The organism is Pseudoalteromonas sp. 2CM32C (assembly GCF_023161925.1).
GTDB classification, from domain to species: domain Bacteria; phylum Pseudomonadota; class Gammaproteobacteria; order Enterobacterales; family Alteromonadaceae; genus Pseudoalteromonas; species Pseudoalteromonas marina.
In genome coordinates this window covers 330895-355785 of the sequence record NZ_JALNTI010000002.1, presented here as the reverse complement: position 1 = coordinate 355785, position 24891 = coordinate 330895, and the positions used below count along the sequence as shown (strand labels likewise).

Sequence of the window (24891 nt, the reverse complement as noted above, 5' to 3'; positions counted from 1 at the left end):
ATGAAAATAAAGTTTAAATCGCTGATATTAATAAAGTTTTAATGAGCTGGTTAATTTATTGAAATTCAGGAAAGGTTAATTTAACCACGTAATTTTATTTTTTAGCCATTTTTTAGTTAAAAAATAAATAGGGGTATGCTTAATTTTTTTATGCTAGCTAAAAAATTTAAATACAAAATGGCACGGTGAATTACAAAGTCATTACAAAAAAACACACAACTTTAAATAATGGTTTTGAAATAACAAAAAAGTGAATATCAAAAAAATGTGTAGGCCTGGGTTTACTTTTTACCTAAACGATAGGCATCAACCATACTCAGCACCCAAATAATTATCATAAGTGGCAAATATTTGTACTCTGCAAGTTTTGCACATGCCAGTGACGGCTCTTTTGCAGCACCTAATATAGAGGTGATGGTCATCGGTATTTTTCCTGCCACAATTTCATTGGCTGTACATTGTGCAACGGCAAATATATCTTTCATCGTTAAAATTAATAATACCGAAAACACACCAGCAAATATTGCACCTATTAAATGTTTTTTTAACGAAAAGTGCCCTGCCCCTGGGTAAATAATGGCTGTTAGTAATGCGGCTTTTAAATTTGCTTTCATGGTTATTAACTTGAGTTTAGTTGAAAATAGGCCAACCCATAGTGAATTATTTTTGTTTAAAATCAAGAAAAAGCTTTAACTTATACAGTGATTGAAAATTTCAGCGTACACTTGTACACTAAACGCAAATTAAATAGTGGTAGGAGCAGTAATGTCACTCGACGCCCCTTATTCTCGTAAAGAAGAACAGCTCAATGTTATAAGCCACGCACTCGGTATTTTTTTTGCTGTTTTTGTTATGTGGGATTTATTTAACCAAGCAACCAGCACTAAAGCCAATATAAGTACCGCAATATACGGTAGTAGCTTATTTATACTATTTTTATCTTCAACACTATACCACGCGAGCGTGCAACCTAAGTTGCGTGCCTTGTATAAAAAGTGTGACCACTGCGCCATTTATTTGCTCATTGCAGGCACATACACTCCTTTTTTATTGCTCTCACTATCGGGGGCCTGGTCATGGGGTACACTCAGCTTTATATGGACCGTTGCGATTGCAGGTGTTGCATACAAAATACTTGTTAAAAATGGTAACAAAAAAATATCCTTAGCCACCTACCTACTCATGGGGTGGTTTGCATTAGCCATTATCTATCCGTTGTATTCAAGCATTGATGTAAAAGCTTTGTATTGGCTACTCGCTGGCGGAATTTTTTATAGCGCAGGCACATTATTTTACAGCGCTAAAACAACTCAATTCAGTCACGCAATTTGGCACTTATTCGTAATAGCTGGTTGTATTTGTCATTATATTTCGATCAGCACCTACGTTTATTAATGGCTGCTTAGAGCTGTCGTTAATAGTTACTTTTCATTTTCGTCAAAGTATATTGCTTGCATAGTCAGTAAAACGACCCAATCGCTCGTTTTTGTCTTGAATTAAAAACCAGAACGACTGTATTTTGTTAGTACTAGCAAATACTTAAGAAGTTTGTTACAAATGAATAATTAAGACAAACAAGCGATGCTGTGGTAGAAATACGCGCGATTAGCTCGCTACAAACATGTTATGCATTTTTGAAGGAATATGAATGTCGGTAGAAGTGATCAAAGAAAAAATCTTTCAGTTCTTATCCTCAAGTGAACCTGAGGTTATGGCTATCAAAGGCGAGTGGGGAGTTGGAAAGACCTTTAGCTGGAAGAAGTTTCTTAAAGATGCCAACTCTGAAGATAAAATAAACCTTGAACGATACTCCTACGTATCCCTTTTTGGTATCAACTCCCTAGAAGCTTTTAAGTATTCAATTTTCGAAAATGTTATTAAGAAAGAAATTATCGGTACTGAGGCTAGTATTGATACTTTCAAAAATAATACTTCGAGCCTAATCGAATCATTTGGAAGGCAATCGTTTAACTTATTAAAGGGTGCGCCAATAGTTAAATCATTCAGTCCTGCAATAGAGACAATCTCATTTTTGTCACTAAATAGCACTCTTATTTGTATAGACGACTTAGAAAGAAAAGGGAAAGGACTAGAAATAAAGGATGTATTAGGGTTGGTATCACTACTAAAAGAGCAAAAGAAATGTAAGGTAGTGTTGCTTCTCAATGACGGAGAAGATGGTCTCGAAGATTATGAGAAATACCGTGAAAAGGTAATTGATATCGAGCTTGGTTTTGCACCAGATCCAGAAGAGTGCGCGTCAATAGCATACTCTGACGAAACGCCCGCTCATTCTAGGCTAAGAGAATTGACTACAAGCCTAGGTATTCGAAATATTCGTATACTTAAGAAAATCGAGAGATTGGTTACTTTGTCTTTACCTCTAACAGAAGATTTTGAACCAGAAATATCAGATCAAGTCATACACTCCCTAGTGCTTTATGCATGGAGTTATTTCTGTTCAAATTCGAATGAGGATATACCAACCTTAGAGTTTATAACTAGTAAGGGCTATACACTTCTTGGTATAGGGGATGAAGAAGTCAGTGAACAAGATAAGAAGTGGCAAACTACTCTACAAGCATATGGTTATCAGCTTAATGACGAGTTAGATTTATTGTTGGCAGAAACTGTCAAAACAGGATATTTCGTCGAAGAAGATTTCAAAGAAAAAGCATCTAATAAAAATCAGGAAATAGTCGCATCTAAATCTGAGGGCTCTTTCTCGGAAGCTTGGCGACTCTATCATGATACTTTCAATGATAACGGCGATGAGGTTATTAATGGATTGTATGAAAGCTTTAAGGAAAACTGTAAATATATTACACCCACGAATCTAAATGGCACTGTTTCATTGTTTCGGGAATTAGGTGAAGAGGATAAAGCAACAGAAATTATTGATATCTACATAGAAAGTAGAAAAGACGAAACTGAGCTCTTTAACATGGAGGAGAATAATTTCTTTGGTGATATTAGAGATCAAGAGATTATAGACAAATTTAACGATACTTATAAACAGTCTGTTACTACCGAGACAGCGAAACAAGTCTTAGATAGGATTGCTGGCCAAAGTGGATGGAATCAACGCGACGAAGTTGTGCTAGCAAACACACCTATTGATGATTACTACCATTTATTTAAAACCGAGGTTGGTCGGCACCTTTCATCCTTTGTGACTACATGTTTGAAATTTGGCCAGTTTGGGAATGCTAGTGATCAACAAAAAGAGATTGCCAATAGAGCTACAGAGGCACTACGAAGAATTGCCTCAGAAAGCGAAATTAACAAAAGAAGGGTCAAGAAGTTCGGAGTGAGCTTTGAGGATGCATAACAAGGCGCTGCTACGGAAAATTTACTCGCTGGCGCTCCTAAATTTCCGCAGAGCGCGGCGTTATACGCACTGGTGGCGCTAATCTGTCAATGAATGTCACATATATGACGTATCAATATAGGGGCTTTCTTACGATAATAATTTGAAATTTTATCTTTGAGGAAGTAATTATGGAAATGCAATTAAACGTAAAAAAGTTGAAGCAGTTAAGAGAATCTAAAGCATGGAGTCAATCGCAACTCGCGGATGTTGCAGGGATCAGTTTAAGAACCGTTCAACGTATCGAAAAATCAGGAGTCGCATCACCTGAATCGGTCATGTCAATCTGTTCTGCTTATGATATTCAGACAAGCGATATTATTGAGAAAGAAAAGATTCCTATTGATATGGCTCCAACTTTCTTAAGTGCGGTTAGATACAAAGTTGATCATGTGAATATAAAAGCAACACTAGTCTCATTTTTTGTGGCATTTATAATCGCTTTTATTTTAACGGTATAATGCGTATAACAAGTTACTCAAACGGGCGCTGCTCCTCACCCTATTTAGTGGACACCTCCTCATCACTTTGAGGAGGCTAAAATGCCTAGATATACCCAATCTAGAAAGACATATTTTACCCCGTTAATTTTAAAATCAAAGCAGTCAAACTAAGCTTACGAGACGATGCAATATCAAAGGATGTTGCAGGGGCGCTAGGTATTCATCTGTTAATACTGAGTACTTTGCAAAAATATCTAGAAGGTATTTTACTGTGCCGAATGGCACTTATTTATCGGATCTACACTGGCAATTAGCCTAAAGTGTTAATTTTACTGCCATCTACACTCACGCATATTTACTTTGTCGTTTTTAAAAAGTACACCTTCTGATAATAATTTTTGACGCTGTGCTTGGTACTTGTTACTGCCTACAGGGAACGCTATTTTACCTTGGCTGTTTACAACACGATGCCATGGAATAACAGAATCACTTGGCATTATTTTTAATAAACGCCCAACTAAGCGTGAGTTTTGCGGAAATCCAGCCAACGTAGCGACTTGACCATAGCTTGCTACTTTTCCTGCTGGGATACCGGCTATTACGGTATAAATAAGGGTTTCTTTTTCAATATCCATTTTTATCAGCGTAGGCCTTACTTAGTTGTTTAAATTGCTCCCATACAGTGCGTGCCACAGGGCCATGATGAATAGCATGCTGCCTAAACGCTCTTATTTGTGCGCTAAATTTATGTTCGCGGTCTGTAATATGGATTTCTTGTAATAAGCCTGCTTTTATTTCAGGTTTGCAATGCTCTAGGCTCATCATTGCCCATCCGGCCCCTGAAAGTAAAAACGATTTTAAAGTTGCTACATCGTCTATTTTCATCATTGCAGAACCCTTAGAGTAAGATAGCCTATCGCTGTCTATACTTAAATCGCTTTCAAACATAGCTAAACACGGATAGGTTTGTAATTGTGTGTATGTTAACTGTTGGGGTAATAGCCCTTTAGCACTTACTATACCAATATCGAGCTTACCTATGGGCACACTTTCTAAGTCACCTGTAGCATGAAATAAATCAAACCAGGGGCCAATACCTAACTCTGCTTGCCCACTATTAACTTGTTCTAACGATACAAACCGTTTGCCACTGGTAATACAAAACTCTGTACTCGTAAACTGCCTAAAAGTATTACTTATGATCTTGTTATAACTTTGTTTATGGCAGAGCTGTTCGTAACAAATTTGATATTGGGGTTCATTTCCTAACGAAAGCTCTTCTGCGAGTTTGGCAAGCTCGTCATTTGCATGCAGTAACTGTTGTGCTTCACGATGAAAAATACGTCCTTTTTCAGTAAGCTGTAACCGGTACTTAGTTCTATCTAGCAGCTCAAAGCCTATTTGTGCCTCTAAGTTTTTTATAGCCAACGTTAGCGCAGGCTGTGTTTTATGAAGCTTTTGTGCAGCGCCGCTCAAACTTGCGCTTTGCACTATGGCATCTAATATTACTAATTGATTCAGCTTCATATACCGCCTCAAAACATTATAAGTAAAACTTATTAAGTCTCTAAAATTTAATGAATTTTATTTTATATGTTTGCAGCGTATCCTGCACTTAATTATTTTGCCAATATTGCAACGGAGAAGACATGAAACTCTTTCGTCTATGTTTACTAACAACGACCCTACTTAGCTTAATTGCCTGTTCTGAGCCAGAACAACAAGTTAAAGAAGAGCCCATTCGCCCTGTTAAGCTGTTCAATATTGGCCATGACTCTCAAATCAATATTCGTAGTTTCCCAGCTGAGGTGGTTGCAAACCAAGGATCTTACCTTGCATTTAGGGTAAACGGAGAACTTATAGAGTTTCCGGTTCTTGCTGGTGAACACGTTGAAAAAGGCGATTTACTAGCCAAATTAGACCCTGAAGATTTTCAACTTCAGTTTGATGAACGTAAAGCACGTTACGAATTGGCAAAATCGCAACTGAGCCGAATTGAACAATTATTCGAGAAAAAAATTACCAGCCAATCTGAGCTCGACCAAGCAACAGCCAATATGCAAATTGCTGAGTCGGCATTTAAAATTGCTGAAACCAACCTTGAGTACAGTGAACTGCGAGCCCCTTTTGCGGGCACTGTTGCCAAAGTGTTTGTAAAGAATTTTGAAAATATTCAAGCTAAACAAAACATTTTGCGCCTAGAAACACGCGATTTAATGGACGTAGAAATTCAGGTTCCTGAAAAAATAGTGGCGCGATTCAAAAAAGGCACGGATTACCACCCTACTGTTAAATTTGATGGCTTTGAAGATAAAGAATACACGCTCGATATTAAAGAATGGGACACTCAAGCCGACCCAGCAACACTCACTTATAAAGTGGTGTTTTCGTTACCCGTGCCTGAGGACTTTAACTTACTAGCAGGTATGACTGGCCGCGTTTTAATTGATTTAAGTAAAGTAACACGTTCGCAGGTTGCTTACACAATACTCCCTATTGAATCGGTTTTTTCTGATCCACAAGAAGCAATTAAAAATAATGCCTATGTTTGGCTTTATGATGAAAGTACCGGCCAAGTCCATAAGCAAGCTGTTGAAGTTGGCCAATTACACCATGATGGCATAGAGGTACTTAGCGGTATTAAAGAGGGCCAAATTGTCGTGTCTGCGGGTGTTCACTCGATTGAAGAAGGCATGAAAGTTCGTCCATGGAATAAAGAGCGAGGCTTATAATTATGAGCTTTGCACAATTTTCTATAAAGAAAAAAGTAATTAGTTGGATGTTTGCCCTGCTGCTTTTAATTGGTGGTAGCGTATCGTATTTTGATTTAGGCCAGTTAGAAGACCCTGAATTTACACTTAAACAGGCCATGGTTATTACCATGTACCCTGGCGCATCGCCGCAGCAAGTCGAGGAAGAAGTTACTTTTCCACTCGAAAATGCAATTCAACAGTTACCCTATGTTGACCACGTGACTTCTATTTCATCCAACGGGAAGTCGCAAATCGCCGTGGAAATGAAGAGCACTTATCGAAAAGAGCAACTTCGCCAAATTTGGGATGAAATGCGTCGTAAAATAAACGATCTTTCTCCGTCTTTACCCAGTGGTGTTTACCCAAGTACAATTTTAGATGACTTTGGCGATGTATATGGTGTTTTATATTCTGTTGTAGGTGATGGCTATTCTTACGATGAACTAAAAGACTACACTGACTATTTAAAGCGTGAACTGGTATTAGTTAAAGGGGTAAGCAAGGTAACCATTGCAGGTGAGCAACAGCCGCAAGTAATGGTAGAAATATCTACCCGTAAATTAGCCCAACTTGGTATTGCACCCAGCCATATATTTGCTTTGTTACAATCTCAAAACACGGTGTCTAACGCAGGTAAAATTAGAGTGGGCGATGAGTCGATTCGTTTTCATCCTACTGGCGAATTTAAAGATGTTAAAGAACTTGAAACTCTGCTGATTTCTAAACCTGGTGCGAGCGAGCTTATTTATTTGGGTGATGTTGCCGAAGTATTTAGAGAGTACGCTGAAGTACCAACTAATGTAATTAGATATAACTCTGAGCAAGCGCTATTAATTGGCGTATCGTTTATGAATGGCGTTAATGTAGTTGATGTAGGTAAACGTATTGATGCTCACTTAGCAGAACTTGAGTACCAGCGCCCGCATGGTATTGACGTGAATGCTGTATACAACCAGCCAAAAGAAGTAGAAACCTCAGTAGACGGTTTTATTGTTAGCCTGCTAGAAGCCATTGCGATAGTAATTGTGGTACTCCTTATTTTTATGGGCCTTAAAAGCGGCATTTTAATAGGCGGTATTTTATTACTAACGGTTTTAGGCACCTTTATTTTTATGAAGTTGTTTGCCATAGACTTACAACGTATATCGTTAGGTGCCCTTATTATAGCCCTTGGTATGCTGGTAGATAACGCTATAGTTGTTACCGAAGGAATTTTAATTAACCTAAAACGTGGCCAAACCAAACTCAAAGCCGCAGTTAACATTGTGGAGCAAACTAAATGGCCATTGTTAGGTGCAACTATTATTGGTATTACTGCGTTTGCGCCAATTGGTTTAAGCTCCGACGCAACCGGTGAGTTTGCGGGCAGCTTGTTTTGGGTGTTGTTTATATCGCTGTTACTTAGCTGGATAACCGCCATTACTTTAACTCCATTTTTTGCAAACCTTATGTTTTCAGAAAATGAATTTAAAAAAGATAAAAACACCGAAGACGATTCAGATAACGACCCATACCAAGGGTTTATTTTTACAGGCTATAAAGCGCTATTAGATTTAGCAATGCACTATCGTAAGTCAACAATGATCCTCATGGTTGTATTACTGTGCAGTGCCGTAGTGGGTTTTGGTTCGGTTAAGCAGTCATTTTTCCCTGCCTCAAACACACCTATGTTTTACGTAGATTACTGGCAACAACAAGGTTCGGATATTCGTGCCACACTAGATGGCATAAAGAAGCTTGAAAACTATTTGCAACAAGAGGAACTTGTAAAAGAAGTAACAAGTACAACCGGGCAAGGTGCGCCACGCTTTATGCTTACTTATGCGCCTCAAAAGTCTTACTCGTCGTATGGACAACTTATTATAAGAGTAAAAGACCGCGAAGCAGTTGCGGTTGTTATGCAAAAAGTACGTGATTATTCTCAAAATACACCATTATCAGCTCAACTAAAAATAAAGCCTATGGAGATTGGGCCTTCTACTGATGCAAAAATAGAAGCCCGTTTTACAGGCCCTGACCCTGTCATTCTTAGAAAACTCGCAGCTGAAGCTGAAAAGCTTATGGCTCAAGATGACGGCGCATTTAATATTCGTAATGATTGGCGTGCGCGAACCAAAATGATTCGTCCACAGTTTAACGAGCAAAAGGCACGACGCTTAGGCATAAGTAAATCAGATCTGGATGATGTGCTGCTCACAAGCTTGTCGGGTAAACAGGTGGGTGTATACCGTGATGGTACTCAATTACTGCCAATTATTGCGCGCTCCCCTGCTAATGAGCGTCTTAATGTAGATAGCGTTCATGATTTACAAATATACAGCCCTGTTTTAGGTGTATTTGTACCAGTAACTCAAGTGGTAGATGAGTTTATCGTTGAATGGGAAGACAGCCTAATCATGCGTCGCGATAGAAAGCGAACAATAACGGTAATGGCCGACCAAAATGTGCTAGGAGATGAAACAGCCGCTAAATTGTTTGCCCGAGTACGAGGCCCTGTTGAATCTATAGAGCTACCTCATGGTTACTCATTAGAATGGGGCGGCGAATATGAATCTTCAAGCAAAGCTCAAAAGGCTATATTTGGGTCTTTGCCGCTTGGCTACTTAGCTATGTTTGCTATTACGGTTTTACTGTTTAACTCATTAAAGCAGCCTCTTGTAATTTGGGCCACAGTTCCACTGGCAATTATTGGTGTCAGTGCCGGTTTATTAGCAATGAACGCGCCGTTTAGTTTTATGGGCCTACTTGGGTTATTAAGCTTAAGTGGTATGCTCATTAAAAATGGCATTGTATTAGTCGACCAAATAAACCTTGAGCTAAAAGCGGGCAGCTCACCTTACCAAGCGGTTTTTGATTCTGGGGTGAGCCGTGTGCGCCCTGTTGCAATGGCTGCAATCACTACAATACTCGGTATGATCCCTTTGCTGTTTGATGTGTTCTTTCAATCTATGGCGGTCACAATTATGTTTGGTTTAGGCTTTGCGACCATACTCACATTAATAGTAGTGCCTGTTTTATATACTATGATTTTTAGAATTGAATACCAACCACGTAAATAAAGACATAGTAAGTGTTTAACTAAATAAAAATGCCACAGCGTAAACTGTGGCATTTTTTATAACTTAAATAAATACAGTGGTAATTGCTTAGCTTATTTTTTTAAACTTAGCTTAGTGCGTGAGCCTGCTTTATTGATAGATGCACTATTTGCTTTTGCCGTTTTTGGTTTACCAACATAGGTTGTAGAGCGTTTTTGATATGGTGCATTAGTTCGATTATTTTTTTGCTCATCGCCTCGCTCTTTTTGCTTATTACGACGAGGGATTTCACCCTGAAAGTCGCGCTTAGGTGATATAGCAGCATTTTTATCAACTTGCTTGTTAGTATCTAACGAGTGCTCTTGGGTTTTGCCTGAGTCAGCAATTGAGTCGTTTATTTGCGCCATTTCAACATCGGATAGATGACGCCATTGACCCACTTTTAAGCCTTTTAATGTTACATTCATAATACGAGTGCGCTTTAAAGTCACCACCTCGTAACCTAAATACTCACACATTCGGCGAATTTGGCGATTTAACCCCTGAGTTAAAATGATCTTAAATTCTTTAGGGCCTGTTTGTGTAACCTTACACTTTTTAGTAACAGTATCTAAAATAGGAATGCCGTTGGCCATTTTAGATACAAATTGGCGGTTAAGAGGCTTGTCTACGGTGACGACGTATTCTTTTTCGTGGTTATTACCCGCACGCAAAATTTTATTAACAATGTCGCCTTCGTTAGTTAAAAATATTAACCCTTCAGAAGGTCTATCTAGGCGTCCAATTGGAAATATACGATCGGGATAATTAACCGCTTTAACAATATTGCTTTGGATTTTACGTTCGGTTGTACATGTAATACCCACCGGTTTATTGTAAGCAATATAAACGCGTTTAGGTGGCGTTTTTAATGGTTTGCCATCGACCAATACTACATCGGTTGCTGCAACCTTCACGCCCATTTCTGGCGCATTTCCATTAACTGACACACGACCTTGCTCAATATATTTATCGGCTTCACGGCGTGAACAAAAACCTGTTTCACTAATAAATTTATTTAAACGTTTTAATTCGGTCATATCACTTAATAGTATTAATTTTTTAGGGTCGCTAGTGTATACCCAAACCACCTAAAAATGCGAGTTATGCCGCCGATTTAATGTCGGTTAATTTGCGCCACAGCACTTCAAGCGGCCCTTGTTTAAAATAACGACTATAAAATAACGTAAATAACAACTGCACAGCAACTAAGCTAGCAGCAACTAACCAGTAATCTATTCTATTAAAGCTAAGTATCCACTCTGGAAATAACACTCTATAAATAAGTAATTGCATAAAGGTTTGGCTTATATACAGTGTGAATGCCATGCGACCCGCCTGCTGTATTAGTTTGCCAAACTGTGGGCTATTTTTACAAAACTTAACAATTACATGAATATAAAGCCCAGCCATACACAGAGCAGCGAACATGTTAGAAATTTCTTGTAAACTCATACCCAAACCACCAGTAAGCGTTGATGTGCTTAGTCGTATACTACAAAATATAAGTACACCTAAGCCACACACCCACAACTGCTGATTTGATAGACCTTTGTTAAATATTCCCTCTTTATACGCGTAAATGCCAATTAGCATGATGCCAACGCACATCCACATCGTCATTAGCGGCACTGTGATTAGCATAAGGATATTTATAAAAAGATTTTCATTAAAGTAATCACTGTAATGAGGACTAAATAACTCAATAAACTTGGCATAATCACGAAAGCTCTGATCGTCAGGAATAGTGAACAACACTAAAAACGTAACAACCGCCGAGAGCCCAGTAAACTCAAGCCCTCTTTGCAATAGCTTAGGGTTGTCGGTGTCTAGATATTTAATAATAAACCAGCCAGACACCCCATAAACAAACAAAATATCACCAGCCCAAAGTAAAAAGCCATGTATAAGACCAAAAATTATGAGCCAATATAATCTACTTTTTATTTGCACCGATGATTTAAAGCGCTGCCATTGAATATACAAACCTGCGCCAAAAAGTAAGCTAAACAGCGTTCTAAATCGGCCTTCTATAAACAGTATATTAAAATATTCAATGATGGTGTCGCTTACAGGGGGGATGGTTAAAGGCACATAACCAAATTCCATAAAACCAAAGGCATAGCCATTCATAAACACTAAGCCAAGCACGGCAATGCCGCGAATAAAGTCCATATTATAATTACGCATTAAAGCTGTTTTCCGTTAAATATTATTTTTATAGCTGTCGGCCCAGTCAACCGACTTCTGGTAAAGCTCTGGTAGTATATCACTTTGTATATTTAAAAATATAACAGCTTGTTCGAGTGCCCACCAGCTGCCAGTTTCGTATGCTTTAACAACTTTTAAAATGTAATACAGTGTGTTTTTTTCTTCGAGCAAGGCTGCTTTTATATCATCCTGGAAAGGTAATTTTTCAACAAGCAAGCTCATTGGTTGATCTAGTATAGCGTCAAGAAGCGAAAACAAGCCGGTTAAAAACGCCTCTCCTGACTGATGCTTGGCCACTTTTTTAGCAATCAATTCACAAAAGCGCGCACGTACGACGCACACTTGCATTAGCTCTGCAGGCTTTTTACCAGCGGTGTGAGCGGTAACAATTAAACTAACAAACTTTTTTAACCGCTCCTGGCCCAAATAAACCAGCGCTTGCTTTAAGGAGGCTATTTTACTTTGTATGGGAAATACGCCGCTGTTAATTAAACGTAGTAATTTATAAGCCAGTGCGGCATCCAATTCAAACAACGCTGCTATTTTGGTTAAATCTGGATTGGGGCCCATTATTTCAGCATATATTGCAACGACTAACCCGTAGTTATAATCAATGTCGTTGTGCTTCATCATGGTGGGTTTTGCAAAAAAGTAACCTTGAAAGTAATCAAAGCCCATGCCAGCGGCAACTTCGTATTCTTCCTGAGTTTCTATTTTTTCTGCGAGTAACTTAATTTGTTTGTGATCTTTGAGCTTTTTTATAATAGGGTGAATATCGTCTAATGGGGTTATGGTTATATCAAATTTTATGAGTTTAACCAGCTTTAAAAAGCGATCCCATTGTGGTTTGTATACAAAATCATCAAGGGCTAAATTAAAATTACTATGAAAGAGCTCTCGGCATAACTCGTAATTTGTATCAGTGGGCTCTATGCTTTCAAGAAGCTCTATTACAACATCTTGGCACGGTAAAAAGGCACACAGGTCAAGCTCTAAAGATTCAGGCCCAATGTTGATGAGCGCTTTTTTACCAGAGGTGATATGGCGTGTGCCCAAATTAAGTTGATTTTCCATAATAAGCCGTGCAGTTGCCTGCCCTTCGGCTATATCAGGAAAAAAGTTTTTAGGACTGTCCCTAAAAAGTAGCTCGTAAGCAACTACTTTTTGACGCCGATTGAAAATTGCTTGCCTTGCAACAAATACAGACACTTTACCTACTTTATTTAATTCCATTAATACCAAGTTATTAATAGCGTAAATAATCTAAAATGTCACTTCGCTTAAGTTAAATTAAACAAACTTTATCGGTACAAGGTTGAAATGTAATCACTTGCAACCTGAGACCACGAAAAGCGTACTGCTTTAGCATTAGATTTTATTTGCTGCCATTTTTTTGGATGTTGTTTATAAAATGCTAGCGTTTCGGTTAAACATGAAAGCAAAGTATGTGTTTGCTCACGTAATGTTGCGCCATTAAAACTAAACCCATTTTGATTGTGTTTTACCGTATCTTTTAATCCGCCAACACTATGTACCAAACAAGGTTGGCCTGCGCGCATTGCCAGCATTTGACTTATTCCGCAAGGCTCAAACGAACTAGGCATTAAAAATAAATCACCTAATTGATACATTAAATCACCTACTTTTTGCGCATAACCTTTTAAAAATAGTAAATTTTCGTTACGTGCCATGGCTTTTGTAAACAATGCTTCTAGCGCTTTATCGCCAGAGCCTAATATGATTAAACGCCCACCCTGTTCATTAATACTATTACATACTGCGTCTATCGCAAGTTCACCATTTAATGGCTGACATAATAACAATACTTTTTGTTCTGTGAGTCTACCTACGCTTGTAACAATTGGCCCATTATTTGGTGTCGCTTTAAATTGCTTTAATCGTTGGTGCGCAATGTAGTGAACGCTTTCAAGCTGTTCGCTGTTGCTCATCCAAGCAAATAAGCTTTTTTCTGCCTCGTTGTACAACTCGTCCATAACTGCATTTACTACTTCCAATGCAGGGTATTCACAGCCATTCAAAATGCCGACCACTTTACCTTGTTCGGCTGCATTTTGTAGGTCTTGTTCAAGCCCCTCACCACCAAAAAAGCCATCATTGTAATTACTGGGTTTAAGCACTTCTTGGCTGTAGGTAGGCGACACTAAATGAATTTTGTCTGCTAAATTAATGGCGCTTCGCATTGGGTTAAAACAATTTGCATACCTTGGGTCGCACAAGTGTTGCCCGTTGTAACTTAATGATGGAAACCAAGCTTCTAAGCTCGATTCATCGTGCTTAAAAGGCCTTATTCCTTGTAGTGCTAAATTGTGCACTGTGTACGCTAAATGTATATCGTGTAAAACACTGTAACGTGGCTCAAACTTAAGTAAAACAGCAACGCATGCGCTATGCCAGTCATGTAAATGCAGCGTACTAGGCCGTTTAAGTAGTCCTTGCAATAATGCTTCGCAAACAGCCGCATTAAATAGCGCAAACTTTGTTGCATCCGTTGCAAATGGCCTACCCGGTGCATCATTGCAATAAACACTACCTGAATCACTAAACATTGGGTGGCTTATTACAATTTGAGTTATGTTATTTTTTGTTTGATCCACTTTAAACAAGGTCATTACATGAGATTGAGCATTAAACGCCACTGTTACTTCACCTATGTAATGCCTATTTAATGGCTCAAATCCATAATCTGGGATCACTACATCAACCGATACGCCATGCTTCGCAAGAGCCTTCGGGGCATCACGGACTACATCTGCTACACCGCCTACTTTAGCGCTAGGTAACGCATCGTTCTCTGCTGCAACCATTAATACATGCATTAATTTACTGCTTCCTTTGTTTTAATAAGCTTACCCGCTTTAGGGCAAGCTTGTTTTGCCTAACTCTGTATTAAGCTAGTTTCTTATTTTCTTGTGTTTGACGCTCTAACTTTTTAGCAAGTTCACTAAGCATGTCGCGGGTAACAAGTACAATGCCTTTTTTTGATACCCTAAAACCATTTTCTTCATCTGTTTTACGGTCAAAACCTATTTCAAGCCCTGCAGGTATTTCACAGCTTCTGTCTATTATTGCACGTTTAATTTTACATCCGCGGTTAATAATAGCGCCCGGTAAAATAACCGATTGTTCAATTTCACAAAACGAGCGCACATGCACGTTAGAAAACAACAATGATTTTCTTACTGCCGAACCCGAAATAATACACCCTCCCGAAACTGTAGAGTCAAGGGCCATTCCTCGCCTGTCGTCATCATCAAATATAAATTTAGCTGGGGGTAATTGCTCTTGGTATGTCCAAATTGGCCACGCTGGGTCGTATAAGTCAAGTTGAGGCTCAGGCATAACAAGTTCCATGTTAGCCTCCCAAAATGAGTCGAGTGTTCCTACATCGCGCCAATATGGCTGACCTTCTTGTTGAGGGTCTCTGAATGGGAATGCAAAAACGTTATGCTCTTCAATAATAGCGGGGATTATGTCATGCCCAAAATCACGTCCTGACCCTTCATTTTCAGCATCTTTCTTTAGTTGCTCAAATAAGAACTCAGTATTAAATATGTAGTTACCCATGGATGCTAAACATGTACCCGGCTTGCCTGGCACTGAGCTTGGCATTGCTGGCTTTTCATCAAAACGACAAACACGGCTTTCTTCATCTACTGTCATTACACCAAAGGTATCTGCAGCTTCTTCAACAGGTACTTCAATACAACACACGGTCATATCGGCCCCTTTTTGAACATGTTCAGCAAGCAATGCACCGTAATCCATACGATAAACGTGGTCGCCTGATAAAATCATTACATATTTAGGTAACTCATGACGAATAATATCCATATTTTGAAAAACAGCATCGGCGGTGCCGCAATACCATTCATCACCATGGCGTTGTGATGCAGGTAATATTTCAACCGATTCACCTAATTCCTTTTTAAAGTGCCCCCAAGCTCGATTTACGTGGCGAATAAGTGAGTGAGATTTATACTGTGTTGCTATACCCACACGCCTAACACCCGAGTTGATACAGTTAGACAAAGGAAAATCAATAATTCTGTGTTTACCACCAAAGTAAACGGCTGGCTTTGCACGCCAGTCGGTCAATTCGTGCAGGCGAGAACCACGACCACCAGCCAGTATTAACGCATACGTTTCTCTAGTTAGGCTACTTATGTAGCGATTTGCATAATTAGGCATACTATTCTCTCCATTTATCTAGCTTTTAGTGGCTTTACTGGTAGTTGTCGTTGAGTCAGTGTCACTAGTATTGAGTGGGGTTAAATGCCAAATGTCGTCACTGTATTGGCTTATGGTCCTATCACTTGAAAATATGCCACTGGCAGCGGTATTTAAAATACTCATTTGCGTCCAATAAGCTTGATCAGCATAGGCTTTATCTACTTGTTTTTGTGCAGATACGTAGCTTTCGAAATCATGTGCAACAAGCCATGGATCGTGTGGGCTCTTAATTGCATTAATTACATCGTCAAATAGGCAAGGTTCAAATAAATTAAAGTGCCCGCTTTCTAGCAAGTGCATAACATTGGCTAAGTCGCTATTTTGCTCAATTAAATGTGCGGGGTTATAACGCGACTTAATATCATCAATCTGATGTGCCTCTGCACCAAATAAGAAGAAATTATCGGCACCAACGGCATCTCTAATTTCGATATTGGCGCCATCTAACGTGCCAATAGTTAATGCACCATTCATCATGAACTTCATATTACCGGTGCCTGAAGCTTCTTTACCGGCAGTTGAAACTTGCTCAGACAAATCAGTAGCTGGACAAATAACTTCCATGGCTGTCACATTGTAATTAGGTAAAAAAGCCACGCGTAAATACGACGACGCGAGGGGATCTTTATTGATCACATCTGCCACATTATTGATTAGCTTAATTATTTTTTTAGCCATGTAGTAACCCGGTGCAGCCTTACCACCTAGTAAAACACAACGTGGCACTAACCCTTGTGTATCACCACGGCGAATGCGGTCATATAAATGAATAACATGGAGTATATTTAGTAACTGACGCTTGTATTCATGAATCCTTTTAACTTGTACATCAAACATCATGGATACATCAAACTCTACACCACAGCGCTCTTTCACTAAATCAACTAAACGTTGTTTGTTTGTTACTTTGGCTTTTTGCCACTGTGCTTGAAATGATGTGTCATCATAAAAACGACGTAGCTGGTTTATTTGAGCAAAGTCACGTACCCAATCGGTGCCTATTTTCTCACTAATCAATTCACTCAATGTAGGGTTACAATGGGCAAGCCAACGGCGAGGTGTCACCCCATTGGTTTTGTTATTAAACTTGTTAGGCCAAAGTGTATAAAACTCTTTAAATAAACCCGCTTTTAATAGCTCTGTATGCAGTGCAGCAACACCATTAACTGAATAGCTGCCCACAATGGCTAAATAAGCCATGCGAATTTGCGGTTCGCCACCTTCCTCTATTAGCGATAGCTCTCGCTGTTTATCGACATCACCAGGCCAATGCTGTGCAACTTCGGCTAGAAAACGTGCGTTTATCTCAAATACTATTTCTAAAATACGGGGTAACAATTTTGAAAATAATGAAACTGACCATTTCTCTAACGCCTCTGGCAATAATGTATGGTTTGTGTAGGCCATTGTTTTTGTAGTTATTTGCCATGCATCATCCCAGTCCAGCTCATAATCATCAACTAACACTCGCATAAGCTCTGCCACTGCAATACTTGGATGAGTATCGTTTAATTGAAAAACATGGTAATCGGCAAAATCAGTAAAACTTTCACCATGATCACTCACCCACTGATCAACAATATCTTGAATACTCGCTGATGATAAAAAGTATTGTTGGCGCAGTCGTAGCTCTTTACCATTTTCACTGCTGTCGTTAGGGTAAAGTACCATAGTGATTTGTTCGGCTAAGTTTTTTTGTGCAACGGCTTCTGAATAACTACCCGCGTTAAATTCAGTTAGGTTAAATTCGTCAGTCGCTTCTGATTTCCATAAGCGTAGCGTGTTTACAATATTGTTTTTATAACCAGGAATGGGCACATCGTAAGGCACTGCTAACACGTCATGGCTACTAACCCACTGGCGGTGTTCCCTACCTTGTTTATCAGTATAACTATTTACATAACCACCGAACTTAATGCGCTTAGAGTGCTCGGGAGCACTTAGCTCCCAAGGGTGACCCTCACGAAGCCAATTATCGGGTTGCTCTATTTGATTACCATCATTAATTGATTGGTTGAACATTCCGTATTCGTATCTAATGCCGTAACCCACAACGGGTAAAGCTAAACTTGCACAACTATCTAAAAAACACGCAGCTAAGCGTCCTAAGCCACCATTACCAAGGCCTGCATCGTGCTCTGCGTCTTCAACTGTTTCAATTTCAGTACAATATTCTTGTAGTGCCGATGACACTTGATCCTCTAAATCAAGATTTAATACCGCATTTCCCAGAGCACGCCCCATTAAAAACTCAAGTGAAAGGTAACTGGTTTTTCTGCTTTTTTGCTGTTTGATTTTTTTATTAGTTTCTCGACACCGTGCCACTAAACGATCACGGATCGTCAATGCTAATGCATGGTACAAATACAGCTGCGACTCTCCAACTTTGTCTCGCCCTAGGGTGTAATAAAAATGGCGCGTTAAATCATCTTTTAAGGTGCTTTCGTCTATTACTGGGCCTTCTTGCCACCCCTTTACAACACATACTTGTTCAACTTGCTTAGCCATTAGCTACGTCCTCTAAGTTAGCACTAAAAACCCAACTACTTTGTGCAGAAATTTCAACGGGTGCATCTTGGTGAGTTGTTAAAGATGCATTATTTACACTTGATAAAACCATTTGCCACGAGGCATTAATAGGTGATGGAGGCAACTGACAACTGACTGATTTTTTATTAGCATTGAATACAATAAGTAATGCGTGTTTATTTTGCTTATCAAGCAAGCTATACATTAAAAATTGACGCGAATTCTCATGCCAATGCGAATCTGTCATAGTGTCACCTGTTTCGGTAAACCATTTCACTGTGAAACGTTCATCTATATCGTCTAAAAACACACTGTGTTTAAATGCACTATGAGCACGCCTAATTCTAAGTGCGTCGTCTATAAATTGAGTCAATGAATGATTAAGTTGTGACTCTTTCCAGGCAAGCCAACTCGTACGGTTATTTTGACAATATGCATTGTTATTACCCCCTTGAGAATGTGCCATTTCGCTGCCAGCAGCAATCATAGGCACACCTTTAGATAGGATTAATGTGAGTAAAAAGTTTTTTTGTTGTTGTAATCTTAATACGGCTACTTTTTCATCAGTGCTAAAGCCTTCTGCCCCGCAATTAAATGAGTAATTAGCACTGTGGCCATCTCTGTTATTCTCGCCATTAGCTTCATTGTGTTTATGCTCGTAACTCACTAAATCTGCAAGCGTAAATCCATCATGGCTGGTTATAAAATTAATACTATTTAATGGGCCTCGGTGGCTATGCTCAAATATATCAAACGAGCCATGTAAGCGTTTAGCCACGTTGGCTATAATCCCTTCATCGCCTTTCCAAAAACGACGAATTACATCTCGGTATTGGTCATTCCACTCTCGCCAAGGTGGAGGAAAAGCCCCGAGTTGATACCCACCAGGGCCAATATCCCATGGCTCACTAATTAACTTTATCTTATTTAAAACAGGGTCTTGAGCAATAGTTTGTAAAAACGTATGCGCTGAACTAAACCCAGCCTTTGAGCGGCCCAGTATTGTTGCTAAATCAAATCTAAAGCCATCAACACCCATTACTTCAACCCAATATCGCAAGCTATCGAGCACTAACTGCAACGTTTTTGGGTGATCTATATTAATGGTGTTACCACACCCCGTATCGTTTATGTATACACTGGGTTGGGCTTCTACTGTGCGGTAATAAGCAAGGTTGTCTAAGCCGCGCAACGACAATATGGGGCCATCATTACCCGCTTCAGCTGTATGGTTGTAAACAACATCTAAAATAACTTCAATATCTGCAGCATGAAGCTCCTTAACCATCTGTTTAAACTCGTTAATATCGTCGTTTACCAAGTAGTCTTTGTGAGGAGTGAAAAAGTTAAGCGTGTTGTATCCCCAATAATTTTGTAGGCCTTTGCCTGTTAAAAATTGCTCGCTAATGAAAGCATGCACAGGGAGTAGCTCTATTGCTGTTACACCAAAACTTTTTATATGGTCAATAAAATGCGGGTGGCTCAATCCTAAAAATTTGCCTTGCAGTGCCTTAGGTATTTGAGGATGACGACACGTAGTCCCTTTTACATGACACTCATAAATGACTGTTTTTGACCATCTGTGATTCGGTTTTTTATGTTCATACAAATCAATTGATGACACTTTTGATTTTGGTATATCAATGGCATTGTTAACGGTACTTTTTGTGCCTATTGGCATTTGGCCATAATGGCGTTCACTCCATGTAAACTCACCAAATAAATCTTTTGCGTAAGGGTCAATTAATAATTTATGTTCATTAAATAGCGAGCCAGTATCAGGGTTATATTCACCCTCAACCCTAAACCCATAAAGTGCCCCAGTATTAAGCGGTGCAATATGGATACTCCAAATACCACCTTCATTTATATTCATAGCCACTTTTAGTATTTCAGAGTGGCCACTTTTATCAAATAAACACACATACGCTTGTGTCGCTTTTGGCGCGTACAATGAAAAATTAACACCATTAAAATGCAAGCTCGAGCCAAGAGGCTCAACAAGGCCGTGAGTTACTTCAAATTGATTACTCATCTTGTACCTTTTGCAAATAAATTGTTGTTAAGCCACCCATAGCAATAGTGATGCTTTGGTTAAAACCATGTTGAGGATTGTCGTTAGTGACAACAGTATTTGATTGGTTTTGCGATACTTTAATACCCGAGCCAAAAAATTCGCTTTCATCTGTGTTTATTATTACTTTATAAACGCCTTTGCTCGGAACGCCTAAGGTATATTCTTGATATGACATAGGCGTAAAGTTGGCAATCACAACTACAAAGTCATGGGCATTTTTAGCGTAACGTACAAAGCTTAAAATGCTTTGCTCGTTATTATTGTTGTCAATCCAATCAAATCCTGCGGCACTTGAGTCAAGTTCATACAGCGCGGGTTGATTTTTATAAACCTCATTTAACGTTTTTACTGTCTGCTTTATACCTTTATGACTTTCATGTTGTAGTAAATGCCAATCAATAGAATGATCATGCCCCCACTCAGCACGTTGAGCTATTTCCCCCCCCATAAATAACAACTTTTTACCTGGGTGTGCCCACATAAATGCATAATAAGCACGTAAATTTGCGAATTTTTGCCAATCATCGCCCGGCATTTTTTCAATTAGCGCGCCTTTCCCATGAACAACTTCATCGTGACTCAGCGGTAAAATAAAGTTTTCACTAAATGCATATACCATCGAAAACGTGATTTCATGATGGTGATGTTGCTTATAAAGTGGATCGCGTTGCATATACAACAAGCTATCGTTCATCCACCCCATATTCCATTTATAGCCAAAGCCTAGGCCATTATGCTCAACACTCTGTGTAACACCTGGCCAAGCAGTCGACTCTTCTGCCACCATCATAATGCCAGGGTTGTTTTTATAACTGCGTAAATTAACCTGTTTGAGGCATTCAATTGCACCAAGGTTTTCGCGACCGCCATAGCAATTAGGTATCCACTCACCTTCTTTGCGGCTGTAATCTAAGTACAACATTGACGCAACGGCATCTACTCTTAAACCATCTAAGCCAAATTGATGAAGCCAATACATTGCATTAGAAATCAAAAAGCTCTTAACTTCTGGACGGTCATAATTATAAATATAAGTATTCCAATCTGGATGAAAGCCTTGGCGCATATCGGCATGTTCGTACAAGTGTGTACCATCAAATCGGTGTAAACCATGGGGATCACTTGGAAAATGCCCAGGAACCCAATCAAGTAAAATACCTACGTTATATTTATGGCATTGCTCAACAAAATATTTAAAGCTGTTGTAATCGCCAAAACGACTGGTTGGAGCAAATAGTCCAACAGGCTGATACCCCCATGAACCGTCAAACGGGTATTCACTTATGGGCATAAGCTGCAAGTGGGTAAAGTTCATCTCAAGCGCGTAACTAACGAGTTTGTCGGCAAGCTCAGTGTAACTCAAATAACGATTACCTTCACCTCGCTGCCACGACGCTAAATGCACCTCATAGATACTGATTGGTGCGTCTATATGATTACGCTTTTGCCTATTGCTTATTGCTTGTTCACTTAACGCTATTGCCTCTGGTTTGTATTGAAGAACACTCGCGGTACCTGGAGCCTGTTGCATTTTAAAAGCGTAAGGGTCTGCTTTTTCTATTACCTCACCACTTTGCGCTGTAATGGCAAATTTGTAGCACATATCTGCTTTAAGCTCGGGAATGAATAACTCCCACACACCACTGGCAGGGTGAAAACGCATAAAATGTCGGTTCGCTTGCCAAAAATTAAACTCACCAATAATTGAAACGCTGGCTGCATTAGGTGCCCACAAACAAAAACGAACGCCATCTACATCTTGCTGGTTGGTAAAGTGCGCGCCAAAGTGCAAGTATGCATGCTCTAAACTGCCCTCGTTAAATAAGTACATGGCATCTGTATCAAGCTCACTGTTAAAACTATATTCATCAAAAAACGTAGTCGAAGTGTCGCTATATTTGGCTGTACATAAATAAGGCGAGGTAGGCAACTGACTTACACGGGCTATAAATAAATCACTGTGCTTATATCTTTGCGTTTCAACTAGTTGATTGTCAATTGACAAAGAAACATGGTGGGCATCAGGTAAATATACACGCACTTCTATATTTGACTCACTTACTTTATGTGCACCTAAAAAGCTAAATGGGTCTTTAAATCGCCCTATGTTAAGTGCATTAACTTGGGCATCGTAGTCAGCGCTTTGAGATTTAGGTAATGCCGAACTATTTGAAGCTGTACTGCTCATTTAACCTTTCCTTATTGAATCGATTGCAGCTAAAAGCGTGGCGTTGTTTGCAAAAATTTCTTCACATGTATGTGTTAATACACGTCGCCAATTTGGATATTCTTTGTCTGTACCAGGAATATTCACCGGATATTTCTGTTCATCTAAATCATCTATTTGTAGTGCAAACAATCGAGAATCTGAGCCAGCTAAACACTGGCTAAGCGCACGGTAAACCGACTTAGCATCGCTGTGTATCGTTAATGTAAGATTAGCTGTAGCATTGATAAAACGAAGCAATCGCGTTTTTTCATCGATTCTCTGGTTGGTAATTTGCGTTGATTGTTCGTCGTCAATTAAGTGATATTGTTGTTTTATAGCTATGTCATCGTGCTGCCACCAGCCTGTAAAGGGCGGTACATCATGATTTGCAATCATCAATAAGCACTGAGGGGGTAATTCGTGTAACGGTAAAAAATCACCATCGTTTTGCTTTTCAAAATAAAACAAACTGTTTGAAAAAATACCACTACTTGATAATGCATGTTTTACTTCTGGTGGCACAATGCCTAAATCTTCACCTATAACTATGCTTTGATTAATATGCGACTCTATTTTCAAAATAGCCAGCAAATGTTCAAAGGGGTAATAAATATAGCAACCATCTCGCTGACCATTATTTTCAAAACACCACCACAAGCGGCGAATAGCCATAACATGGTCGATTCTTAGCCCGCCTACATTCTGCATATTTTCACGAATTAACGAACGGTAAAATGAGTAGTTATTGTGTGCTAAACTTTGCGGGTTTAAAGCCGGTAACCCCCAATCTTGCCCGCCCTCAGCCCAAGGATCAGGCGGTGCACCCACACTGGCATTATCGGCGAATAATGACTGTTGTGATTTGAACTCAACACCATCGCCAGCACACCCAACAGCTAAATCATTAATCAGACCTATTGCCATACCTCCTTTCTTGGACCGCTCTTGACATAAACCAAGTTGAAGATGCGCTTGCCACTGTAGGTAATAATCAAAAAGAGAGGTTTGTGAATCTATTGTTTGTAAGGTGGGCTGATGTTTATCGCAAAAAGCATTGAATGCATCACGACGAAGCTTACTGGCTGTTAATTCAAAATGGTTGTACAGTGCTTTAAATAATTTATATTTAACGCAACTAACATCCTCGTAATTAATAAACTGTCCGCTTTTATTTAAAAGAGAAGTCGCCTCATCACTTTGCATAATTTTTGCTAATTCAGCATTGTTTTTACTGTCTTCGCACAAATCAACAGAAATGTATAAAGGGTTTAGTAACGCTCGACTATTAGGGCTGTATGGGCTTGCACGCTCAGGCATGTCGCAAAACAACAAATGCAGAGGATTGAGCAATATGTAATCCATATTGTGCTCACAGCACAAGTCAACTAGCGTGAGTAAATCTGAAAAGTCGCCAATTCCCAGTCTTTCATTATTTTTAAGCGTATATAACTGAACCGACACCCCCGTTTTTTTTGTGTCTTCAACTTGAAAAACACGCTCGGGCACAGACCAGATCTCAGTACTTGCGTGCTGTTCACCTACTGTAATGTCTGCGTGGTAATACCCTATTGGTATTGAAGGTAAAGGCAGTGCAATTTCAATATAACGGACGCCATTAAAGTGGTATTCGCCTGTAATTATTAAATCATCAAGGTTAGTAAATTCACACTCTATTCCCAGTTGTTCAACACTTACTGATGCAGTTTGGCTAAGTTGTCTGTCATCTATTTTCACTTTTAAATAAAAGTCTGTTTGCTCAATTAAACTTACATTTGGCAAGAGCTGCATCCAAGGCTCTACATCGAGCTTGTAATTTAATTGAGCTATTTTGTTATAGTTGTTGGTATCAACACCACAACATTGCAGGGCACGCTTACGTGTATCTTCACTGAAAAATATCTGCTCGCCTGTGTATTTAGTAAACTCATAACCAATACCGTGTAAGTAAAACAACTGCGAAAGTTCGTTCAT

17 protein-coding genes and 1 pseudogene are annotated in these 24891 nt (G+C 39.3%); 6 read left to right on the top strand and 12 right to left on the bottom strand.

The window, feature by feature from the left end:
* Nucleotides 1-281: 281 nt before the first annotated feature.
* Entirely contained in the window at nucleotides 282-614 is a 333-nt protein-coding gene (locus MTF67_RS05460) for a hypothetical protein (RefSeq protein ID WP_008129213.1), read from the bottom strand.
* 151 nt (nucleotides 615-765) lie between these two features.
* On the opposite strand from MTF67_RS05460, the gene MTF67_RS05455 reads away from it, so the two are divergent.
* From MTF67_RS05455 to MTF67_RS05440, 4 genes and pseudogenes are all read left to right on the top strand, one after another.
* Nucleotides 766-1395: a hemolysin III family protein gene (locus MTF67_RS05455; RefSeq protein WP_039037401.1), complete on the top strand. Its 630-nt coding sequence runs from the start codon at nucleotides 766-768 to the stop codon at nucleotides 1393-1395.
* Nucleotides 1396-1648: 253 nt separating this feature from the next.
* Entirely contained in the window at nucleotides 1649-3331 is a 1683-nt protein-coding gene (locus MTF67_RS05450) for a KAP family NTPase (protein ID WP_248518936.1), read from the top strand.
* Between the two features lie 170 nt (nucleotides 3332-3501).
* On the top strand, nucleotides 3502-3831 hold the full coding sequence (locus MTF67_RS05445; protein WP_039037403.1) for a helix-turn-helix transcriptional regulator: 330 nt from the start codon (nucleotides 3502-3504) through the stop codon (nucleotides 3829-3831).
* Between the two features lie 81 nt (nucleotides 3832-3912).
* Nucleotides 3913-4076 (top strand): annotated as a pseudogene (locus MTF67_RS05440) (IS3 family transposase); the annotation flags it as partial.
* Nucleotides 4077-4142: 66 nt separating this feature from the next.
* Here MTF67_RS05440 and MTF67_RS05435 read toward each other — a convergent pair.
* Nucleotides 4143-4448 carry an MGMT family protein gene (locus MTF67_RS05435; RefSeq protein WP_248518935.1) on the bottom strand — a complete coding sequence of 102 codons (306 nt, stop codon included), beginning with the start codon at nucleotides 4446-4448 and terminating at the stop codon, nucleotides 4143-4145.
* Nucleotides 4438-5340 carry a LysR family transcriptional regulator gene (locus tag MTF67_RS05430; protein WP_008127847.1) on the bottom strand — a complete coding sequence of 301 codons (903 nt, stop codon included), beginning with the start codon at nucleotides 5338-5340 and terminating at the stop codon, nucleotides 4438-4440. Before MTF67_RS05430 ends, MTF67_RS05435 begins: the two co-directional genes overlap by 11 nt.
* Before the next feature lie 122 nt (nucleotides 5341-5462).
* Between MTF67_RS05430 and MTF67_RS05425 the strand changes: the two genes are divergently transcribed.
* Complete coding sequence (locus tag MTF67_RS05425) at nucleotides 5463-6545, top strand: efflux RND transporter periplasmic adaptor subunit (RefSeq protein ID WP_248518934.1); 1083 nt, start codon at nucleotides 5463-5465, stop codon at nucleotides 6543-6545.
* A 2-nt stretch (nucleotides 6546-6547) separates the two neighbouring features.
* Nucleotides 6548-9625 carry an efflux RND transporter permease subunit gene (locus MTF67_RS05420; protein ID WP_248518933.1) on the top strand — a complete coding sequence of 1026 codons (3078 nt, stop codon included), beginning with the start codon at nucleotides 6548-6550 and terminating at the stop codon, nucleotides 9623-9625.
* A gap of 92 nt (nucleotides 9626-9717) precedes the next feature.
* Here the strand turns inward: MTF67_RS05420 and rluF are convergent, their stop codons facing one another.
* The 9 genes from rluF to malQ all read right to left on the bottom strand — a co-directional run bounded on the left by rluF (nucleotide 9718) and on the right by malQ (nucleotide 24891).
* Nucleotides 9718-10683, bottom strand: a complete 966-nt coding sequence (gene rluF, locus MTF67_RS05415; RefSeq protein ID WP_248518932.1) for a 23S rRNA pseudouridine(2604) synthase RluF — start codon at nucleotides 10681-10683, stop codon at nucleotides 9718-9720.
* A 64-nt stretch (nucleotides 10684-10747) separates the two neighbouring features.
* Nucleotides 10748-11833: a DUF418 domain-containing protein gene (locus MTF67_RS05410; protein ID WP_248518931.1), complete on the bottom strand. Its 1086-nt coding sequence runs from the start codon at nucleotides 11831-11833 to the stop codon at nucleotides 10748-10750.
* A gap of 15 nt (nucleotides 11834-11848) precedes the next feature.
* The gene (locus MTF67_RS05405; RefSeq protein WP_033025164.1) at nucleotides 11849-13063 is read right to left on the bottom strand and encodes an HDOD domain-containing protein; all 1215 of its coding nucleotides are present in this window, start codon (nucleotides 13061-13063) and stop codon (nucleotides 11849-11851) included.
* Nucleotides 13064-13155: 92 nt separating this feature from the next.
* Nucleotides 13156-14691 carry a glycogen/starch synthase gene (locus MTF67_RS05400; protein WP_248518930.1) on the bottom strand — a complete coding sequence of 512 codons (1536 nt, stop codon included), beginning with the start codon at nucleotides 14689-14691 and terminating at the stop codon, nucleotides 13156-13158.
* Nucleotides 14692-14761: 70 nt separating this feature from the next.
* Nucleotides 14762-16063, bottom strand: coding sequence for a glucose-1-phosphate adenylyltransferase (gene glgC / locus MTF67_RS05395; protein WP_006791778.1), 1302 nt, complete (start codon nucleotides 16061-16063; stop codon nucleotides 14762-14764).
* 18 nt (nucleotides 16064-16081) lie between these two features.
* On the bottom strand, nucleotides 16082-18613 hold the full coding sequence (locus tag MTF67_RS05390) for a glycogen/starch/alpha-glucan phosphorylase (RefSeq protein ID WP_008127866.1): 2532 nt from the start codon (nucleotides 18611-18613) through the stop codon (nucleotides 16082-16084).
* Nucleotides 18606-20669 (bottom strand): glycogen debranching protein GlgX, encoded by a 2064-nt coding sequence (glgX, locus tag MTF67_RS05385; RefSeq protein ID WP_248518929.1) that lies wholly within the window; start codon nucleotides 20667-20669, stop codon nucleotides 18606-18608. The genes MTF67_RS05390 and glgX overlap by 8 nt, the downstream gene beginning before the upstream one ends.
* Nucleotides 20662-22899 (bottom strand): 1,4-alpha-glucan branching protein GlgB, encoded by a 2238-nt coding sequence (glgB, locus tag MTF67_RS05380; protein ID WP_248518928.1) that lies wholly within the window; start codon nucleotides 22897-22899, stop codon nucleotides 20662-20664. The genes glgX and glgB overlap by 8 nt, the downstream gene beginning before the upstream one ends.
* Nucleotides 22900-24891, bottom strand: a complete 1992-nt coding sequence (gene malQ, locus MTF67_RS05375; protein ID WP_248518927.1) for a 4-alpha-glucanotransferase — start codon at nucleotides 24889-24891, stop codon at nucleotides 22900-22902.